Annotated in this window: 20 protein-coding genes; 15 read left to right on the forward strand and 5 right to left on the reverse strand. The window is 59.9% G+C overall.

What is annotated here, in order from left to right:
- The first annotated feature begins 28 nt into the window (after nt 1-28).
- The 10 genes from nagZ (at nt 29) to AC13QE_RS19320 (ending at nt 9,384) form a co-directional block, all read left to right on the forward strand.
- The gene (gene nagZ / locus AC13QE_RS19275; RefSeq protein WP_488484879.1) at nt 29-1,042 is read left to right on the forward strand and encodes a beta-N-acetylhexosaminidase; all 1,014 of its coding nucleotides are present in this window, start codon (nt 29-31) and stop codon (nt 1,040-1,042) included.
- Between the two features lie 74 nt (nt 1,043-1,116).
- A complete protein-coding gene (locus AC13QE_RS19280) occupies nt 1,117-1,914 on the forward strand; it encodes a segregation and condensation protein A (protein WP_051043255.1) in 798 nt (265 codons plus the stop codon).
- A gap of 42 nt (nt 1,915-1,956) precedes the next feature.
- Entirely contained in the window at nt 1,957-2,643 is a 687-nt protein-coding gene (gene scpB, locus AC13QE_RS19285) for an SMC-Scp complex subunit ScpB (protein WP_488485009.1), read from the forward strand.
- A 247-nt stretch (nt 2,644-2,890) separates the two neighbouring features.
- Nucleotides 2,891-3,103 carry a twin-arginine translocase TatA/TatE family subunit gene (locus tag AC13QE_RS19290; RefSeq protein WP_113233363.1) on the forward strand — a complete coding sequence of 71 codons (213 nt, stop codon included), beginning with the start codon at nt 2,891-2,893 and terminating at the stop codon, nt 3,101-3,103.
- Between the two features lie 55 nt (nt 3,104-3,158).
- Nucleotides 3,159-3,881, forward strand: coding sequence for a Sec-independent protein translocase protein TatB (gene tatB, locus AC13QE_RS19295; protein WP_488484880.1), 723 nt, complete (start codon nt 3,159-3,161; stop codon nt 3,879-3,881).
- Nucleotides 3,878-4,705, forward strand: a complete 828-nt coding sequence (gene tatC, locus AC13QE_RS19300; protein WP_132716469.1) for a twin-arginine translocase subunit TatC — start codon at nt 3,878-3,880, stop codon at nt 4,703-4,705. The genes tatB and tatC overlap by 4 nt, the downstream gene beginning before the upstream one ends.
- A 99-nt stretch (nt 4,706-4,804) precedes the next feature.
- Nucleotides 4,805-6,088 carry a serine--tRNA ligase gene (gene serS / locus AC13QE_RS19305; protein WP_488484881.1) on the forward strand — a complete coding sequence of 428 codons (1,284 nt, stop codon included), beginning with the start codon at nt 4,805-4,807 and terminating at the stop codon, nt 6,086-6,088.
- 11 nt (nt 6,089-6,099) lie between these two features.
- Nucleotides 6,100-6,864, forward strand: coding sequence for a 5'/3'-nucleotidase SurE (gene surE, locus AC13QE_RS19310; protein ID WP_015339691.1), 765 nt, complete (start codon nt 6,100-6,102; stop codon nt 6,862-6,864).
- A gap of 4 nt (nt 6,865-6,868) precedes the next feature.
- Nucleotides 6,869-7,522 carry a protein-L-isoaspartate(D-aspartate) O-methyltransferase gene (locus tag AC13QE_RS19315; protein WP_041677382.1) on the forward strand — a complete coding sequence of 218 codons (654 nt, stop codon included), beginning with the start codon at nt 6,869-6,871 and terminating at the stop codon, nt 7,520-7,522.
- A gap of 170 nt (nt 7,523-7,692) precedes the next feature.
- A complete protein-coding gene (locus tag AC13QE_RS19320; protein WP_488484882.1) occupies nt 7,693-9,384 on the forward strand; it encodes a peptidoglycan DD-metalloendopeptidase family protein in 1,692 nt (563 codons plus the stop codon).
- A gap of 85 nt (nt 9,385-9,469) precedes the next feature.
- On the opposite strand, the gene AC13QE_RS19325 is transcribed toward AC13QE_RS19320, so the two are convergent.
- The gene (locus AC13QE_RS19325) at nt 9,470-10,342 is read right to left on the reverse strand and encodes an ATP-binding protein (protein ID WP_488484883.1); all 873 of its coding nucleotides are present in this window, start codon (nt 10,340-10,342) and stop codon (nt 9,470-9,472) included.
- 205 nt (nt 10,343-10,547) lie between these two features.
- Between AC13QE_RS19325 and yajC the strand changes: the two genes are divergently transcribed.
- The 5 genes from yajC to AC13QE_RS19350 all read left to right on the forward strand — a co-directional run bounded on the left by yajC (nt 10,548) and on the right by AC13QE_RS19350 (nt 15,402).
- Nucleotides 10,548-10,895, forward strand: coding sequence for a preprotein translocase subunit YajC (gene yajC, locus AC13QE_RS19330; protein ID WP_488484884.1), 348 nt, complete (start codon nt 10,548-10,550; stop codon nt 10,893-10,895).
- Nucleotides 10,896-11,053: 158 nt separating this feature from the next.
- The gene (gene secDF / locus AC13QE_RS19335) at nt 11,054-13,597 is read left to right on the forward strand and encodes a protein translocase subunit SecDF (RefSeq protein ID WP_488484885.1); all 2,544 of its coding nucleotides are present in this window, start codon (nt 11,054-11,056) and stop codon (nt 13,595-13,597) included.
- Between the two features lie 4 nt (nt 13,598-13,601).
- Complete coding sequence (locus AC13QE_RS19340; RefSeq protein ID WP_069611981.1) at nt 13,602-13,988, forward strand: Mth938-like domain-containing protein; 387 nt, start codon at nt 13,602-13,604, stop codon at nt 13,986-13,988.
- A 15-nt stretch (nt 13,989-14,003) separates the two neighbouring features.
- Nucleotides 14,004-14,864, forward strand: coding sequence for a phytoene/squalene synthase family protein (locus AC13QE_RS19345; RefSeq protein ID WP_488484886.1), 861 nt, complete (start codon nt 14,004-14,006; stop codon nt 14,862-14,864).
- 76 nt (nt 14,865-14,940) lie between these two features.
- Nucleotides 14,941-15,402 (forward strand): hypothetical protein, encoded by a 462-nt coding sequence (locus AC13QE_RS19350; protein WP_488484887.1) that lies wholly within the window; start codon nt 14,941-14,943, stop codon nt 15,400-15,402.
- Nucleotides 15,403-15,523: 121 nt separating this feature from the next.
- Here AC13QE_RS19350 and trmFO read toward each other — a convergent pair whose 3' ends face one another.
- The 4 genes from trmFO to AC13QE_RS19370 form a co-directional block, all read right to left on the reverse strand.
- On the reverse strand, nt 15,524-16,960 hold the full coding sequence (gene trmFO / locus AC13QE_RS19355; RefSeq protein WP_488484888.1) for a methylenetetrahydrofolate--tRNA-(uracil(54)-C(5))-methyltransferase (FADH(2)-oxidizing) TrmFO: 1,437 nt from the start codon (nt 16,958-16,960) through the stop codon (nt 15,524-15,526).
- 117 nt (nt 16,961-17,077) lie between these two features.
- On the reverse strand, nt 17,078-17,434 hold the full coding sequence (locus AC13QE_RS19360) for a VOC family protein (protein ID WP_488484889.1): 357 nt from the start codon (nt 17,432-17,434) through the stop codon (nt 17,078-17,080).
- A 219-nt stretch (nt 17,435-17,653) separates the two neighbouring features.
- A complete protein-coding gene (locus AC13QE_RS19365) occupies nt 17,654-17,797 on the reverse strand; it encodes a DUF1127 domain-containing protein (RefSeq protein WP_069611985.1) in 144 nt (47 codons plus the stop codon).
- Nucleotides 17,798-18,102: 305 nt separating this feature from the next.
- A complete protein-coding gene (locus AC13QE_RS19370; RefSeq protein ID WP_015339702.1) occupies nt 18,103-18,249 on the reverse strand; it encodes a DUF1127 domain-containing protein in 147 nt (48 codons plus the stop codon).
- Nucleotides 18,250-18,773 lie beyond the last annotated feature (524 nt).

Genomic DNA, 18,773 nt, shown 5'->3' on the forward strand with positions numbered 1-18,773 from the left:
TTCCCGGCGCAAGCCTTATGATTCGGATATGACCGAATCGAAATCCATGATCCTTGGCTGTAGCGGCCACACCATCACCCCCGAAGAGCGATCCTTCTATCAGGGGGAGCAGCCCTGGGGCTTCATTCTGTTCGGACGCAATATTTCCGAGCCGGCGCAGATCGCCGATCTCGTTGCGTCTCTTCGTGATAGCGTCGGCCGTGACGCACCGGTTTTCATCGATCAGGAAGGCGGCAGGGTGCAGCGTATCCGTCCGCCAATCCTGCAACATTATCCCTCGGGGCAGGCACTCGGCGATATCTATCGCCAGGATCGCGAACGAGGCCTGCGTGCTGCATGGCTGATGTCGCGGCTCCACGCCTTCGATTTGCTGAAGTTTGGCATCAATGTCGATTGTCTGCCGGTACTGGACGTGCCTGTGGAGGGATCGAGCAACGTCATCGGTAATCGCGCCTATGGCTCCGATCCGGTAACGGTGACGGAGATGGGGCGCGCTGCCGCGGAAGGCCTGAAAGCCGGCGGCGTGCTGCCAGTGATGAAGCATATGCCCGGCCACGGCCGCGGCTTTGCCGATTCGCATCACGAACTGCCCGTTGTCTCGGTTCCGCGCGCGGAGCTGGAGGCACATGATTTCGCGCCTTTCGTGGCTCTCAAGGACGAGCTGATGGCGATGACGTGCCATGTCGTCTTCACCGATATCGATCCGGAGAACCCGGCCACGACGTCGCGCAAGGTGAACGAGGAGATCATTCGCGGCTATATCGGTTTCCAGGGACTGCTCCTGTCGGACGATACCTCGATGAATGCGCTGAAGGGCACGATCGGCGAGCGCGCAGCAAATATTGTTGCGGGCGGATGCGATATCGTGCTGCACTGCAATGGCGTCATGGCCGAGATGCACGAGGTGGTTCGCAATGTTCCCGCGCTGGCGGGTGCGTCGCTGGCAAGGGCCAAGGCGGTCGAAGCGGCATTCGGCAGGAATGACGGGGCTGATGAGGCCTCGATACGGGCGGAATTCGACGCGATTTTCGCCATAGCGTAAAACCGGGCTTCGAGGAACGGACGGGTGACAGAGTGAACGGCAGCACGGACAAGCTTCAGCAGGCGGCAACGCCGATGGACAAGCTCTGGCAGGAAGGTGAGGCGCAGCGCGGCTCGCACGAACCGTCGCTTGTCGTCGATCTTGCCGGCTTTGAAGGACCGCTCGATCTGCTGCTGCATTTGGCGCGCACCCAGAAAGTCGACCTTTCCCGTATCTCCGTTCTGGCGCTTGCCGAGCAATATCTTCAGTTCATCGACAGCGCCCGGCGCATCCGTATAGAGCTTGCGGCCGATTATCTCGTCATGGCCGCATGGCTCGCCTATTTGAAATCCAAGCTGCTCATCCCGCAGCAGAGCAAGGAAGACGGGCCGACGGGCGAGGAGATGGCGGCAACGCTTGCCTTCCGCCTGAAGCGCCTTGAGGCCATGCGCGATGCCGCAACCGATCTCGTCAATCGCAACCGCCTCGGCCGCGATATCTTCGCGCGCGGCGCGCCGGAGCATATTCCGGATCGCCGCCAATCGGCCTTCGATGCCAGCCTTTATGATCTCCTGACCGCCTATGCCAGCCTGCGCCAGCGCCAGGCCGTGACCCAGGTGACGATCGAGAAACGCCGGGTCTGGTCGCTCGCCGATGCCCGCGTCATCCTTGACCGCATGATCGGCGAAATTACCGATTGGACAGCCCTGGAGCATTATCTGCTGAGCTATATGACGACTTCAAGCGAGCGGGCGACGGCGATCGCCAGCGCTTTCGCAGCTTCGCTCGAACTAGTGCGCGAGGGGCAGCTGGAAATTCGTCAGGAAGGCGCGTTTCAGCCGCTTTACATGCGGCGCGGGCCGAAGCATTCGTCACTGGAAGCAGCGGAATAGGGCAGGGAACGCGTGACGGAACCGGACGACGAACAGCAGCATGTGGGGTACGAGGCGGAGACGCCCGATGTGGACGATCGCCTGCTGAGCGAGGCCGAGCGCATCGCCGAAGCGTTGGTTTTCGCCTCGGCGCAGCCGGTTTCCGAAGCTTTCATTGCAGAGCGCGTGGCGCGTGGCATCGATATTCCAGCCATTATGCAGAAGCTCAAGGCCGATTACGCGATGCGTGGCGTCAATCTCGTGCAGGTGGATGGCGCCTGGGCCTTCCGCACAGCCGCAGATCTCTCCTTCGTGATCCGGCGTGATGAAAGTGAGGTACGCAAGCTGTCCCGTGCTGCGCTGGAAGTGCTGGCCATTATCGCCTATCACCAGCCCGTCACGCGTGCCGAGATCGAAGATATCAGGGGCGTGCAGACCTCCAAGGGTACGCTCGACGTGCTGATGGAAGCCGGCTGGGTCCGCTTCCGTGGTCGTCGTCGCACGCCGGGACGGCCGGTGACGCTCGGCACGACGCGCGATTTCCTCGATCATTTCGGCCTGGAAGAGCTGCGGGATCTGCCTGGTCTCGAAGAGTTGAAGGGGGCAGGGCTGCTCTCGGGCCGTATCCCGGCGAATTTTAACATTCCCTCGCCATTGATGAGTGATGAGCTCACCGAGGATGAAGATCCGATCACGCAGCTGGATCTGGAGGAACTTGGCATCCTGCCACCGAGCGGCTCAAGCGATTGAACCATCGGCCGGCTCCTGAAAGGCGACCGCAATCGCATCGGCAGAATTTTCGCGAAACGGAGCGTCAGGTCTCTCTTTCGCCATCAGCGGGTGCGAATATAACAATCATCCTCTCGGCTTGGAGACGTTCGGTCGCCCGCATCGGCGTTCGCTATCCCGATATGCGTGGATGTACTACATTTTCGTGTTTGAAAAACATCCGCAAACGTCTTACATCGAAAAGACACTGTAATTGGGAGTTAAAGCAATGGGTTCTCTAAGCATATGGCACTGGCTCATCGTCCTGGCCATCGCGCTGTTGTTGTTCGGCCGTGGAAAGATCCCGGAGCTGATGGGTGACGTCGCCAAGGGCATCAAGAGCTTCAAGAAGGGTATGAACGACGACGAGGATACTTCGGCGCAGCCGACGTCGGCGACGACGTCCCGCACGGTCGAGCACAAGGCTGACGAAACGAAGTAATCATGTCCGGCAGGCGTCAAACTAAAAGGTTTGCCGCAGGCCCAGGAGCCTTTGCATGTTCGATATAGGCTGGTCCGAGCTGGTGGTTATTGGCGTCGTGGCCTTGGTGGTGATCGGCCCCAAGGAATTGCCGGCGACCTTGCGGACAATCGGTAAGATGACGGCGCGGGCCAGGAAGGTCGCTGGCGACTTTCGTGCCCAGTTTGATGAAGCCATGCGCGAGGCGGATCTGGACGACGTGCGCCAGACGATCGCCGACGCTCAGAAGCTCAATCCGGTCAACTCACTGCGGGAAGCCATGAACCCGCTGCGGGAAATGGGCAATGAGATAAAGGCCGATCTGCAGCGTGCGGCAACGCCGGACAAAGCAGCTCCGGCCGCGACTCCGTTGCCGTCTGAGCCGGTTCCCGGTGTGACGTCCGGCCTGCCGGAAGCTCTTGCGGCCTCATCTCCGACGTCTGCCGCTTCGAGCAACCCGTCGCCGGCGGCTGCCGAGACAGTGGCGGCAGTCGTTCCGCAGCCGGTGGCCGCCGTGAGTGAAGCTGCCGAGAAGCCGAAGGCCGCTCGCAAGCCTCGCGCCAAGGCCCCGGTCAAGACCGAGGATGTTGCGGCCGCTGCCGTTCAGACGCCGATCGTGACGGAAAAACCAAAGCGAGCCCCGCGCAAGGTCGCGACCGCTGCTGCCGTAGAGAAAGCGCCTCCAGCTCCCAGGAAGCGTACCACTGCGACAGCCAGCAAGGAGACGCCTAGAACGCCCAAGAAGAAGGACCAGGCATGACGGGTGACATCGACGATAAGCCACAGCCGCTTATCGAACACCTCATGGAATTGCGCACGCGGCTCATTTGGTCGCTCGTGGCTTTTTTCATTGCCTTCATTGGCTGTTTCGCAGTGGCGAAGCATCTCTTCAATTATCTTGTCTATCCCTATAAATGGGCCGTCGAATGGGCTCATCTCGATCTCGCGAAGTCCGAACTGATCTACACGGCGCCGCAGGAGTTCTTCTTCACCCAGGTGAAGGTCGCCATGTTCGGCGCTCTGGTCATCTCCTTTCCAATCATTGCCGCGCAGATCTACAAATTCGTCGCGCCAGGCCTCTATAAGAACGAGCGCAACGCCTTCCTTCCGTTCCTGATCGCGTCCCCCGTCTTGTTCCTGATGGGCGCCGCACTTGTCTACTTCTTCTTCACGCCCATGGTCATGTGGTTCTTCCTGAAGATGCAGCAGACGCCGGGCGACGGCCAGGTGGGTATCGCGCTGATGCCGAAGGTCTCGGAATATCTGAGCCTCATCATGACGTTGGTCTTCTCTTTCGGGCTCGTCTTCCAGCTCCCCGTCATTACGACGCTGCTGGCGCGGGTCGGCTTGCTGACGTCGACCTGGCTTGCTGAAAAGCGCAAATTCGCGATCGTTTTCGCCTTTATCGTCGCCGCCGTGCTGACACCGCCAGATCCGATGTCCCAGATCGGCCTTGCACTGCCGACGATCCTTCTCTACGAGATTTCCATCTACGCGGCGAGACTCGTGGAGCGCCAACGTAGCCGGCAAACGCTTGAAGAGAGTGGCGGGACTTCCGAGATCACCAAGACGGACGACGTCTAGGCGAGGAAGGTTCAGCCTCGTTTCCCAGCTATTGCCGTTTCGACCTCCGACCGAAGCCTCGGTCGGAGTTATACTTACGTCAAACGACCTGGAACGAAGATGCTTGATATCAGATGGATTCGTGAGAATGCCGAAGCTTTCGATGCAGCGCTTGCAAAGCGCGGTGCGGAGCCTCAGTCGCAAAGCCTCATAGCGCTCGATGAGAAGCGCCGCTCCGTCATTCAGTCTGTCCAGGACATGCAGTCTCGCCGCAACGCTGCGTCCAAGGAAATCGGCGCGGCGATGGCGCAGAAGAACAGCGAGCTTGCGGAAAAGCTGAAGGCCGAGGTTGCCGACCTCAAAGTCTCGCTTCCGGCTGCGGAAGAAGAAGAGCGCACGCTGACGGCCGAGCTCAATGATGCGCTGTCGCGCATTCCGAACATCCCGCTCGAGGACGTGCCCGTCGGTAAGGACGAGCACGACAACGTCGTCAAGCATGCCTGGGGCGCCAAGCCAACCTGGAACCATCAGCCGAAAGAGCATTTCGAGATCGGCGAAGCGCTCGGCTATATGGATTTCGAGCGCGCAGCAAAGCTGTCAGGCTCGCGCTTTACGGTGCTGACCGCTCAACTTGCTCGTCTTGAGCGCGCGCTTGGCCAGTTCATGCTTGATCTCCACACCAGCGAGCATGGCTATACCGAAGTCAGCGCACCGCTGATGGTACGCGACGAGGCAATGTTCGGAACAGGTCAGCTGCCGAAATTTTCCGAGGATTCGTTTAAGACCACGGACGGCCGCTGGCTGATCCCGACGGCGGAGGTTTCCCTGACCAATCTCGTTTCCGGCGAGATCCTTGAACAAGAGAAACTGCCGCTGCGCTTCACGGCTCTGACGCCATCCTTCCGCTCGGAAGCGGGCTCCGCTGGCCGCGACACGCGCGGCATGCTGCGCCAGCATCAATTCTGGAAGTGCGAGCTCGTGTCGATCACCGATGCTGAAAGCTCCATTGCCGAACATGAGCGGATGACGGCTTGCGCGGAAGAGGTGCTGAAGCGCCTCGGCCTGCATTATCGCGTCATGACGCTCTCGACCGGCGATATGGGCTTTGGCGCACGCAAGACCTACGACCTCGAAGTCTGGCTGCCGGGGCAGGATACCTATCGCGAGATTTCGTCTTGCTCGGTCTGTGGAGATTTCCAGGCGCGGCGCATGAACGCCCGCTACCGCGGCAAGGACGATAAGAACACCAAATTCGTCCACACGCTGAACGGTTCTGGCACTGCAGTCGGCCGCTGCCTCATCGCCGTCCTTGAGAATTATCTCAATGCCGACGGCTCGGTCACTATCCCCGACGCACTCCTGCCATATATGGGTGGTCTGAAGAGGATAGAAAAAGCAGCATAATCGGGGGGGCGATGCGTATTCTTCTGACCAATGATGACGGCATTCATGCCGAAGGTCTGGCGGCGTTGGAACGTATCGCCCGCACTCTGTCCGACGATGTCTGGGTTGTCGCGCCCGAGACGGACCAGAGCGGTCTTGCCCACTCATTGAGCCTTTCCGAGCCGTTGCGCATGCGCAAGGTTTCCGAGAAGCACTATGCGCTCAGGGGAACACCGACGGATTGCGTCATCATGGCGATCCGCCAGGTGATGGACGTCAAGCCGGATCTGGTGCTTTCGGGCGTCAATTCCGGCTCGAACGTTGCCGACGACGTCACCTATTCCGGTACCATAGCCGGTGCGATCGAGGGCACCCTGCAAGGCGTTCGTTCCTTTGCGCTGAGCCAAGCCTATCTCTATGAAAATGGCTCCCGCGTCGTGCCCTGGGATGTCGCCGAAACGCATGCGCCGGCTTTGCTCAACAAGCTAATGACTGTCGATTTGCCTGACGGGACGTTCCTCAATCTGAACTTTCCGAACTGTCGTCCCGACGAGGTCGGCGGAGCGGAAGTGACCGCACAGGGCAATCTAGCCTTCAACGTGCAGGTCGAGGAGCGGGCCGATGGCCGCGGATTCCCATATTATTGGCTTCGCTTCGGCGAGCGAAACGGGATCTTCCGCCCGGGCACTGATATTCAGGCGTTGAAACAAAATCGTATTTCGGTAACGCCTTTGAAACTCGATTTGACGGATTATTCGGCGCAAGACCGCGTGGCGCGGGCGCTCGGTATGGAGTAGCGGATTGACACCTCGTTTGGTGGAAAAGGAAGGCTTTGCGGCTGTGGTTTTGCGGCTGCGGGCAGAGGGCATATTGGACATCGATCTGATGACGGCGGTCGAGCAGACGCCGCGCATGCCTTTCGTGCCGGTGCAGTTTGCCGATGATGCCTATTCCAGCCGGACAATTCCAATCGATTGCGGTGCCTTCATGGAAGGCATCGATTTGGTAGTGCGTATTCTTCACAGCCTGAAGATCAAGCCTGGCCACCGCGTGCTCGAAATTGGTACGGGCAGCGGTTTCACCGCTGCCGTCATGGGGCGGATCGTCGAGCGCGTGCTGACGGTCGATCGCTACAAGACGCTGACGACATCGGCGCAGCAGCGCATGGATGCGCTCGGCCTGCGCAATGTCATCATCCGCCAGGCGGACGGCAGCGCCGGTTTACCGGGCGAGGGCACGTTCGACCGCATACTGGTCACCGCCGCCTTTACCACGATGCCGCGCTTCTATGCAGAACAGCTGGTGTCCGGCGGCTCGATGATAGCCCCACTTATCGTCGATGAGCATACGTGTCGTCTGGTGCGCCTGACGAAGACGGGAAGCCGATTCGAGCGCGAAGAATTATTCGACGTTCCCTACCAGCCCATCGTTCCCATGCTCGCCTCCTATCTTTGAGGCCCAATTCGGGCTGATGCCCCTATGGAAACGGGCGATTGGCACCGTTTCATTTTCTATGGTTATCAATTCCTCAAAAAAACACATGCCGCACCAGTGCTTTAACCGCATGGTAAGATTAACGCGCTTTAATCGACCCATAATCGGTTGCGTCTTAAGTGGGTCGAGTCATGGGTTTCAGTCTTTCTTCAAACGTCAGCAAATCGGCAGGGAAAGTCCTGGTGGCCGTTCTTCTGGCGAGTACTGCCACAGCTTGCAGTTCGGACACGACCCGCTTCAGCGGTCTCTTTAACAAGACGGACAATGTAACGACCGGCTCGATCAACCGGCGCGGCCTCAATGGCCCGAATGGTGATCCGGTGCCGCGCGCCGACGTTGCTCAGGCGGGCGGCTACGGCCAGCAGGACTATTCGCAGCAGAGCGCGCCGGTGTCGCAACCATACCCGAATTCTCCGGCTCGCTATAACCCATCCTATTCCAGCGCGCGGGCTTCAACCGCTCCTGTCGCAATCCAGCGCACCGATCTCGCTCCTCCGAGCGCTTCCGCCAGTGCCGGTCGTCCTCGTGCGGCATCGCAGGGACAAGCCGAAGCGCTCGCGCAGCCGTTTCCCTCGTCGCGTGGAAATGGTTCCCGTGCCGCACCGGCGCTTGCTCCCGATGCGATGTCTACCGGCACGATCAAGGCCGCCGCCGCGCAGCAGATGTCTCCCGGCTGGACCACGGTCAATGCCCCGAGCGTAACGCTGCATCAGGGCGAAAACATTGCGCTGCTGTCGCGCCGCTATGGCGTTCCGGAAAAAGAAATCCTGCGCGCGAACGGCCTGCGCAATGGCGCTGCCGCGCAGCCAGGCCAGCAGATCGTCATCCCGACGATGAATGGCGCCGGTGTCTCAGGCCCAGCCAAGATGGCCGCTGAAGCGACGGACCTTTCTAAGGGGGGCAAGATGCCCGGCCCGGCCAAGGCGCCGCAGCAGGAAGCGCTTGCGCTGCCTTCCGGCAACCAGATGCGCGGCAAGTCCCAGGCCGGTCTTGCCGATCCCAATAAACTCGCCGCCGGCAATGGCAAGGGGCCGACGCCGAAGGGCACCTACGTCGTCAAGCCGGGTGACTCTTTGGCGAGAATTGCCAAGGAAAGTGGTGTTTCCGTTGCCGAACTGAAGCGTGCAAACAACATGCAGGCCGGCGACAGCATTCGTATCGGTCAGGCGCTCGCGTTGCCGCACGGTGGCGTCGCTGCCGCAGATCCGGTCAAGACCGCATCGATCGAGCCGCAGAAGGCGTCGGTCAAGCCGGGCGCACTGCCTGTGGAGCCGAAGCAGGCCGCCGCCGACCCGATCGCCAAGCAGGCACCTAAGGTTGCCGCCCATGCCGATGCGGCAGCTGATGCCCCCACCAAGCCGAAGGAAGTTGCCTCCGCTTCGCCGAGCCAGTCCATCAATGATGCCGCAAAGTCGGATGCGCAGGCCGATGCGCCTGAGGCGACCGGTATCGGCAAGTATCGCTGGCCAGTTCGCGGCGCTGTTGTCGCCGGCTATGGCGCCAACGTCAACGGCAGCCGCAACGACGGCATCGACATCTCCGTTCCAGAGGGCACGCCGATCAAGGCTGCCGAAAACGGTGTCGTCATCTATGCCGGCAACGGCCTGAAGGAACTCGGCAACACGGTCCTCGTTCGCCACGACGACGGCACGGTAACGGTCTATGGCCACGCGGATGCGCTTAGCGTCGCTCGCGGCCAGAAGGTCCAGCGCGGTCAAACGCTCGCCACGTCAGGCATGAGCGGCAATGTCAGCCAGCCGCAGCTGCACTTCGAAGTCCGCAAGAATTCGGCTCCGGTCAACCCAATGACGTTCCTTGAATAGTAGGCCTCGCGTCTCAAGGACTCTGCAAAAAGCCCGGTCAGTGCCGGGCTTTTTGTCGTTTATGGCGATGTGGATCGATTGAGGATCAATCCCGTTCCAGCACGATGCGCAGCCGGCCGGCCAGATCCTGGATATATTGCCAGGCGACGCGACCGGAACGGGCGCCGCGGGTCGTCGCCCACTCCAGGGCTTCGTGATGCATTTGAGCGCGATCGAGATCGAGCTTGAAGTGATCGGCATACGCGTCGATCATCTGCAGATAATCTTCCTGGCTGCATTTGTGAAAGCCGAGCCAGAGGCCGAAGCGATCGGAGAGCGAAACCTTCTCCTCGACGGCTTCCGAAGGATTGATGGCGGTCGACTGTTCGTTTTCCATCATGTGACGCGGCAGCAGGTGGCGACGGTTGGATGTCGCATAGAACAGCACATTATCAGGCCGTCCCTCGACGCCGCCATCCAAAGCAGCCTTCAGCGACTTATAGGCGGTGTCGTCATGATCGAAGGAGAGATCGTCGCAGAAGATGATGATGCGATGCGGCGTTGCCTTCAGGATATCGAGCAGCACCGGCAGCGAGGAAATATCCTCGCGATGGACTTCGATCAGCTTCAGTGAAACGCCGGTCGCCCGACGCACGTCTTCATGCACCGCCTTGACGAGCGAAGATTTGCCCATGCCGCGCGCGCCCCAGAGCAGCACGTTGTTGGCGGCAAAACCTTCGGCGAAACGCAGTGTGTTTTCGTGCAGAATATCGCGTACGTGATCGACGCCGCGGATGAGGGTCAGCGCCACACGGTTCGGCCGTGACACAGGCTGCAGATGAAGTCGCGTGGGGGCCCAGACGAAGCAGTCGGCGGCATTCCAGTCATTGACGGCCGGGGCCGGTCCGGCCAGGCGTTCGACAGCGTCCGCAAGGCGACGGACTTCGGCAAGGATCAGGGCGTTTTGGTCTTCAGTCACCGTTTCCTCCTGAATATTGAGCAAGAAAGTCGTAAAATGCGCGCTGTCTTGCCGGGTATCATGCTCCCTTGGGGGCTGAAAGGCTAACAGACCGGGAAAACGGTACGGTTGACGGCTGTTTTTGTTGCATTCGCCATGCGCGTAACTATATTCCGGCCACCTGACGCGGGGCCTTGTTCCCGCTAGGAGTTCAAGGGAGTTCTCGATGTTTATCACCAACGCATATGCGCAGAGCGCAACAGATTCGGCCACGAGCGCCTTCGGCGGTTCCGGCTTTGAAATGATCATCCTGTTCGTGCCGCTGGCCGTCGTCTGGTATTTCCTTCTCATCCGCCCGCAGCGTGCGCAGGCGAAGAAGCGTGACGAAATCCTGAAGAATATTCGTCGCGGCGATCAGATCGTCACCAGCGGCATCGTCGGCAAGGTTACGAAGGTGATCGACGAAAAGGAACTGGAAGTCGAGATCGCCGATGGCGTGCGCATCCGCGTTGTCCGCAGCGCTATTTCCGAGGTTCGCGTCAAGGGTGAGCCCGTCAAGGCGGACGCCGCGTAAGGCTCCTCCCGAGAGGCGGCTTCCGCCGCCGCTGCGCATCTTCCAAATTCGAGATCGACTTTCTTGAAGGATTGTGCACAAATTCAAGGTGTTACTGCGCCCTTTGCATTTTCGTTCGAAAGGGGGGCGCAGTAGGGAAGTCCTAATTCGAGAGAGCGATGCTGCACGTCTCCTGGTGGAAGACCACCCTGATCTGGTTCGTCGTTCTCTTGAGCGTGCTTCTGGCCGCTCCCAATCTGCTTGGCGAGCGCGCGCTTTCATTCCTTCCAACATGGTGGGCACACCGAAAGATCGAACTTGGCCTCGATCTTCGGGGCGGATCGCATCTGCTGCTGAAGATGGAACGGGGCGATGTCGAGAAGGATCGCCTGGAAAGCATTGTCGGCGATATCTCCACCCGGCTGCGCACCGTCAATGTCGCCTATTCAGGCCTGACCGGCACTGGCCGCAAGATCCAGCTTCGCATTAACGATCCCGCACAGATCCAGACGGCCTTGAAGGCACTGCAGCCGCTGACATCAGGGCCGGATAAGCCGTCCGCGGTTCTATCTCAGGGTGACAACGGTGCGCTGATGCTCGATATCACCGATGCTGAGATCGACAGCCATTTGTCATCGGCGATCGCACGCGCGATGAAGGTCATCCACGCCCGCATCGCACAACTCGGCGTCGGCGAACCCGTAATCCGCAGGCAAGGGTCTGACCGCATCGTCGTCCAGGTGCCGGATCTTGCCGACGCTCAGCGGCTGAAGAACCTTCTCGGCCAACCCGCCAAACTCAGCTTCCGCCTGATAGATCAGTCGATGTCGGTCCAGGACGCTATGGACAAGCAGCCACCGGCCGGGTCAGATGTGCTGTTTTCCGAAGATGATCCGCCCGTTGGCTATCTCGTGCAGCGGCAGCCGCTGCTCTCGAACATCGATTTTTCCGATGCCGTCGCGGTCGTTGACAATCAAAAAGGCGAGGGCACGGTCTCCGTCAAGCTGACGCCGGAGGCGACCCACCGCTTTGCACAATCGACGGCCAGCAATCTCGGCAGGATCATCGTTGTCGTGCTTGACGATCAGGTCATCTCCGCGGCGTCTTTGAAGACGGTCATCGCAACCGGCGAGATCGACGTTCCCGGTGATTTCACGGCCCAGGGCGCTCAGGATCTCGCCGTCATGGTCAAGAGCGGACCATTGCCCGCGACGCTGACGACGGTCGAGGAACGGACCATTCAGCCGGGCCTCGGCGGCGAAACGGCGCGTTACGGTCTGATCGCCTGCATTGCCGCCGCGGTCTTCGTCGCCGCGTTGATGATCGGTTTCTATCGCCTGCTCGGCATCATCGCGACCATCTCGCTCGTCATCAATATGATCATGGTCGCAGCGCTCATGGGGCTGCTCGGCATCACGCTGACCTTGCCCGGCGTCGCCGCGATCGTTCTTATCATCGGCATCGGCCTCGATGCGCTGGTGCTGATCTATGAGCGTGTGCGCGAGGAGGAGAAGAAGACCCATCTTCTCGTCGATGCGCTGCGCCATGGCTTCAACCGCGCAGCTGCGACCGTGGCCGACGCCAATCTGACGGTGCTGATCGTTGCTGCCATTCTCTTCTACGCCAGCACGGGGGCGGTGCGCGGCTTTGCCGCAACGCTGATGGTTGGCGTTATCTCGACCTTCTTCACCTCCTGCTTCGTCACGCGGTCGCTCGTGAATATGTGGATTTCACGCCGCAAGCCGCGCACCTTGCTTGTTGGCGTGCGCAGCGGCATTTTTGATAATGCCAATATTCGCTTCATGGGCATCCGCCGCTATACGTTTACGGTCTCCGCCGCCCTGTCCGTCATCACGCTCATTGCCTTCGCGACGGTCGGCATGCACCTCGGCATCGATTTTGCCGGCGGATCGATCATCGAGGTCCGCGCCAAGCAGGGTGTTGCCGATGTTGCGGATATTCAGACGCGCCTTGAAGCCGTCGTACCTGGCGACGTGCGTGTCGAGCGGTTGGCCGATCGGCTTGGCGCCGTGGTTCGCGTCCATGCGCAGGACGGTGGCGAGAACGCCGAACAGTCGGCCGTTTCCCAGGTGCAGGACGAATTGAGCAGGAACTACAATTTCTCTCGCGTCGAGGTCGTCGGCCCGGCGGTATCGGGCGAAATCACCATGACGGCCTCCCTTGCCGTCCTGGCGGCGCTGGCAGCAATTCTGATCTACATCTGGCTTCGGTTCGAATGGCAGTTCGCAGTCGGCGCGATCATCGCGACGCTGCACGACGTCATCCTGACGCTCGGCCTCTTCGTGCTATCAGGCATGGAATTCAACATGACCGGTATTGCCGCGATCCTGACGATTGTCGGCTATTCGCTGAACGACACGGTTGTCGTCTATGACCGCATGCGCGAAAACCTGAAGCGCTATTCGCAGATGCCGTTGCCGATTTTGATCGATGCCTCCATCAATCAGACATTATCTCGTACCATTCTGACATCTGCGACGACGCTTCTGGCGCTGCTCGCGCTCTATATTTTCGGCGGCGAGGTGATCCGTGCCTTCACCTTCGTCCTGCTTTTCGGCGTCGCGGTCGGCACTTTCTCGTCGATTTATATTGCGGCGCCCGTGCTGATCCTGTTCAAGCTGCGGCCGGATAAGTTCCAGACCGGCGGCGAAAGCAATGGACCCGCAGCCGGCAACATCCAGTCAGGCAAACCAGCGGTGTGATACAGTGGCTAAAGGTATAGAAATCCGAAACGCGCATTTCCCCGGACGCGCGCCAATCGATGCTTACGGAAATGGCGGCTTTCGCTTTGCCGACATGTCGCATCGCGGCTCGCTGCTTTGCCTGCCCTCGGGCATCTACGGCTGGGACATGCTGCAGGGCGATGCGCTGACGCCGGATCGCTTCCAGAAGGTTCTCGATGAAGCTGCCGAGATCGAAGTGCTGCTCGTCGGCACCGGCATGGAGCTGCGACCGCTTCCCGCCGAGTTGAAGGCTGCCCTGCGTGGAAAGCAGATTTCATCCGACCCGATGAGCACCGGCGCTGCCGTGCGCACATTCAACATCATGCTGTCCGAATCGCGCGCCGTGGCCGCCGCGCTGATCGCCGTCTGATATTCGGATCCAGGTATGACAATAACAGCTGCGCCCCGTAGCAACCGGGACATCTGCCTCGCAACGCTTCGCGACACCGATCGCGATCGCTATCTCGCCTGCCTGCTGGCGCCGGAAGAGAAGCGTCCTGCGCTGGCCGCACTCTATGCCTTCAATGCAGAGCTGGCGCGCGTGCGGGATCTCGTGCACGAGCCGCTGCCCGGCGAGGTGCGCATGCAGTACTGGCGCGATCTCCTGGAGGGGCAATCTCACGGATCGAGCGAAGCCAATCCGCTGGCCTCCGAGCTTCTGACCGCGATCGAAGAATATCGCTTGCCGCGCCAGACGCTGATCGACATGATCGATGCGCGCATCTTCGATCTTTACGACGATCCTATGGAAAGCCGCAGCAGCCTGGAAGGCTATGCCGGCGAGACGGCATCTGCTCTCATCCAGCTTGCAAGCCTGGTCTTGTCTGCAGGCGAGGCGAAGCGCTCCGCCGATGCCGCCGGCCATGCGGGCGTTGCTCAGGCAATCGCCGGCTTGCTGCTTCTGATGCCGCTTAATCGCCATCGCGGCCAGGTGTACCTTCCGCTGGAGATTCTCTCGGCGACAGGGCTAGATCGCGACAGTTTTCTCGCTGGTGAAGACAAGCCGCGCATTTCGGCAGCGGTCGAAGCCTTTGCCGGTCTTGGTCGCGAGCATCTCGCCAAGGCGAAAGCAGCAGGCCCTGTACCGCAGGCGGTATTCCCCGCCTTTCTGCCTGTTGCCTTGGCCGAGCCTGTCCTGCAGAAGGCACAGAAGCTTGGTGCCGGCATCTTCGATCGATCCCTTGTGCTGCCGCAATGGCGCCGGCAGCTGCGCATGGCGATAGCATCGATCACAAAGAAAATCTAAAATACACCAAGCTCGCGCAAGTCTCGGCGTTTATGGAGATGGCCGGCACTTGATTTGCATTTCAGGGGGATCTGCCGTGGGTATTGTCGTCTGGTGCATATTGTTCGCGATCGTCATCTTCATTGCCTATTACGCGACGCGCATGGCATCGCAGAACAAGGAAGATGGCCTGTACGATACCGGCCTTGCCATTCTGGAATTCGGCCGCGCTTTTCCGACCGAAGCGATCCGGCAACTGCAGACGACAGCAGACGGGCAGGCGGTCTTCGTGCGCCTGCATGACGACAAAGCCGGCTTCATGCGCAACGTGCGCAATCATTTCAGCGTCCATCTGATCGAGCCGGGCAGGGCGCGCGCCAAGATTTCGGCAACCGGTCATGGGCTGACGATCGATTTTCTGGATGTGCCGCATCACAACGGCACGTTCGAGTTCAAGACGCCAACGGAAGCTGCGGAGGTCTCGCTCTGGCTGCTCGGCAATTACGTCGCCGGCGAGGACGCGAAGCTCGATCACCACGCACCGCCGGCAGCAAGCTGAAGATCATGAAAGTCCGTTAGAACGTTTGCGCTTTTCTTTGAATCGCGAAACGCTCTATCCTTTTGATTTACGCAATTCCGGACGGAAAACCGCTTCGCACTTTTCCTGGAATTGCTTTAGCTCAGGCGCTTTCCGCCAACACGGGCGCCTGTACGCCAAGCCACGTGGCGCAGTCGGCAAGTGCACGCTTGGCGATCAGCTGCCGCTTCATGATGGTCTTGTCCTTGCCGCGGAAGCGCTTGACGCCCTCCGGCTTGACGATCGAGCCCGGCTCCAGCTCCGGGAAAAGCCCGAAATTAATATTCATAGGCTGGAAGGAGCGCTTGCCCGGCTCCTCGTCCGAAACGATATGGCCGCCGGTAATGTGGTTCAGCAACGAGCCGAGCGCCGTGGTGGACGGTGGCAGCGAGGGAGCTTCACCCTTACGCTCCGCTGCCGCGAAGCGGCCCGCAAGCAGGCCGATGCTGGCGCTTTCGACATAGCCTTCGCAGCCAGTGATCTGGCCGGCAAAACGCAGGCCCGGCCGGGATTTCAGCACCAGCGAGCGGTCGAGCAGGGTCGGCGAGTTGATGTAGGTATTGCGGTGCAGGCCGCCGAGGCGGGCGAACTCCGCATTTTCAAGGCCCGGAATGAGCCGGAAGATCTCTGCCTGCGCGCCATATTTCAGCTTCGTCTGGAAACCGACCATGTTGTAGAGCGTGCCGAGCGCATTATCCTGACGCAGCTGCACGACGGCATAGGCCTTGACCGTGGGATTATGGGCATTGGTGAGCCCCATCGGCTTCATCGGCCCGTGGCGCAGCGTCTCACGGCCGCGCTCCGCCATGACCTCGATCGGCAGGCAGCCATCGAAATAGGGCGTTCCTTCCCATTCCTTGAAGCCAACGGCATCGCCGGCGATCAGCGCATCGAGGAAGGCATTGTATTGAGCCTCGTCCATCGGGCAGTTGATATAGTCTTTGCCCGTACCGCCGGGACCGACCTTGTCATAACGCGACTGATACCAGCAAATGTCCATGTTGATGCTGTCGCGATAGACGATGGGCGCGATGGCATCGAAGAAGGCGAGCGCATCCGCGCCGGTTTCGGCCTGGATGGCGCTGGCAAGGCCGGGTGCCGTCAGCGGACCGGTGGCGATGATTGCCTGATCCCATTCCTTTGGCGGCAGGCCTTCAATTTCCTCGCGGACGACTGTGATCAGCGGATGGGTTTGCACTGCCTGCGTCACGGCGGCCGAAAAGCCGTCGCGATCGACAGCAAGCGCGCCGCCGGCCGGCACCTGGTGCTTGTCTGCACATGCCATGATGAGCGAACCCGCCATGCGCATTTCCGCATGGATGACGCCGACGGCATTGCTGGTAGCATCGTCGGAGCGGAATGAGTTGGAGCACACCAGCTCGGCAAGATCGTCCGTCTTGTGGGCTTCCGTGCCGCGCACCCCGCGCATTTCATGCAGGATGACCGGAACGCCGGCATTGGCGATCTGCCACGCGGCTTCCGAGCCCGCGAGGCCGCCGCCGATAACGTGAATGGGGGAGTGGGAGGTGATCTGTGTCATGCGCGCGTCATTATCACGGGCGGGCCGGCGATCCAATGCCTTGCTAAGGCATGTCGAGCAAAACTGAGCGGCGGTCTTATGGCAACCTTAGTCTCCGGTCCGCCTGCTTAGGGCGAGCTACCTATCGAAAGACCTTGAGGGTGGTTCTGCAAGAGTGATGCGGTTTCCGTCAGGATCCACCAATTGGGCGATCTTTCCATAGTTGCCTTGCGATTCACCCCTGAGCTTTGCGCCAACGTCTTCGAGCGATTTGCGAGCTTCATCCATTTTCGGCACCACCATGGTTAGTCTGCCATGCCCCGCATTCTCTTTGTCGTGGAAGATTTGAATGTTCGCGCCTGCGACATTGCGCCATTGGATCAAGCCATCCATCGGACGATCGTCAGGTTCTCGCTCGAAAAGTTGAGTATAGAACGCCTCCGCCTTCTCCATGCTTGCCGTCGCGAGCGCGGCGTAAATTCCTTGGATTTGCATTCTCCGCCTCCCTGCTTAAAAGGTTTCCACCGGTAAATGAAAAGGGGGCGGTTCCGTTCCAAAATCGCGCGTGATGGCGCCAGCGGCTATGTCCACTCGGCGCGCGCGGCTACCGTGGCGCAGTACGTCTTGCGGCAATTGTACGGGGCTTCTAATCGCCGGAATCAAAAACGGCGCCGAAAGGCGCCGTCTTGAGGCAGTCTGCTCAGTCCGTTCCTATTAACGGAAAGAACGAGCAGCGATGTTGCGGATTTCGTAACGGCTGACGCCGATGTCCGAAAGGGTCTGGCTGGAGAGGTTGCCAAGTTCGTTCAGAGTGCGGCGGTAGCTGATCCAGTTCTTTGCAATGCGAATCGGGTTCATGATCTTTTCCTCAGTATCTTGTTTGCGGGCGGTACGATTACCGCCTCAGCGCTTGCACTCTATATAGGCGCGAAGAGACTGATTGTGCAGTGCAAAGAAGAGGCGTCTGCCATGCATTTGTGCAATATGACGCCCAAAAAGCAGCCGATGCTCAAAATTTGTGTGCTTTGCAAATGGGGAATAGCTCGCAGCGGAATCGATTATGCTGCGTCTGCTCAGTCGATAGGCAAAAAAGAACGCCCGCCGCGGAGGTCCGCAACGGGCGTTGAGAAGGCTTTCGCTATTGGGCGAAGCCTATCCGGCTATTAACGGCCGGTGGCTTCGCGGGCAACGCGATGGATGTCGGCGCGGTCGATGCCGAGGTCGTGCAGTTCACGCGAGCTCATGCGGCCGAGTTCGTTGACGGTCTGACGATACTTGCGCCAGTTGTTGAAAGAGCGGGTCAGGTTCATTGTAGTCCCTTTCGAGGATCAAGGATCGAGCAGTTCCGTGATTGGTTCCGTCGTCGATCTAATGGATTTAAATATATGCTGCGCCGCGAAAACTAAAAGCGCGAAAGCTTCATGCCACCTATGCGCCAAATGCAAGCCTTATGGGTGATTTGCCTAAGATGGTGGCTGCTTTGTATGCATATCGCGGCCAACCGGGTTCGCCGCTGGAACTCAATTTCGAGCAAATGTCGGGTATTCCGAAGCGTTTGCAGCCGGCGGCCCGCTTTTAGCCGTGTTTTCGCCGGCCTTGCTGTTTTGGAGGGCTCGAATCTGCTGCGAACTGCCATGCGGCCTTTCGATTGCAGTCCGCTGACCAATATGCGCATCTGCGCAGCATAAACCGATTTAGGGGAGGTAAAAAATAACGCCCACCGCGGGAGGGGATGCGGTGGGCGTCATTTATGGTGATCGACGACTGGGAGGAGGAGTGTCGTCAATCGATCGGAGCGCATTGGGAGGAGGAGTATGCAGCTCCGAATATTGTG

It is taken from the genome of Martinezella sp. CNPSo 3957, from assembly GCF_057784395.1.

Coding starts and splice junctions, on each gene's coding strand:
- nagZ (WP_488484879.1), top strand. CDS start 29: ATGACCGAATCGAAATCCATGATCCTTGGCTGTAGCGGCCACACCATC.
- AC13QE_RS19280 (WP_051043255.1), top strand. CDS start 1,117: ATGGACAAGCTCTGGCAGGAAGGTGAGGCGCAGCGCGGCTCGCACGAA.
- AC13QE_RS19290 (WP_113233363.1), top strand. CDS start 2,891: ATGGGTTCTCTAAGCATATGGCACTGGCTCATCGTCCTGGCCATCGCG.
- tatB (WP_488484880.1), top strand. CDS start 3,159: ATGTTCGATATAGGCTGGTCCGAGCTGGTGGTTATTGGCGTCGTGGCC.
- tatC (WP_132716469.1), top strand. CDS start 3,878: ATGACGGGTGACATCGACGATAAGCCACAGCCGCTTATCGAACACCTC.
- serS (WP_488484881.1), top strand. CDS start 4,805: ATGCTTGATATCAGATGGATTCGTGAGAATGCCGAAGCTTTCGATGCA.
- surE (WP_015339691.1), top strand. CDS start 6,100: ATGCGTATTCTTCTGACCAATGATGACGGCATTCATGCCGAAGGTCTG.
- AC13QE_RS19320 (WP_488484882.1), top strand. CDS start 7,693: ATGGGTTTCAGTCTTTCTTCAAACGTCAGCAAATCGGCAGGGAAAGTC.
- yajC (WP_488484884.1), top strand. CDS start 10,548: ATGTTTATCACCAACGCATATGCGCAGAGCGCAACAGATTCGGCCACG.
- secDF (WP_488484885.1), top strand. CDS start 11,054: ATGCTGCACGTCTCCTGGTGGAAGACCACCCTGATCTGGTTCGTCGTT.
- AC13QE_RS19345 (WP_488484886.1), top strand. CDS start 14,004: ATGACAATAACAGCTGCGCCCCGTAGCAACCGGGACATCTGCCTCGCA.
- trmFO (WP_488484888.1), bottom strand. CDS start 16,960: ATGACACAGATCACCTCCCACTCCCCCATTCACGTTATCGGCGGCGGC.
- AC13QE_RS19360 (WP_488484889.1), bottom strand. CDS start 17,434: ATGCAAATCCAAGGAATTTACGCCGCGCTCGCGACGGCAAGCATGGAG.
- AC13QE_RS19365 (WP_069611985.1), bottom strand. CDS start 17,797: ATGAACCCGATTCGCATTGCAAAGAACTGGATCAGCTACCGCCGCACT.
- AC13QE_RS19370 (WP_015339702.1), bottom strand. CDS start 18,249: ATGAACCTGACCCGCTCTTTCAACAACTGGCGCAAGTATCGTCAGACC.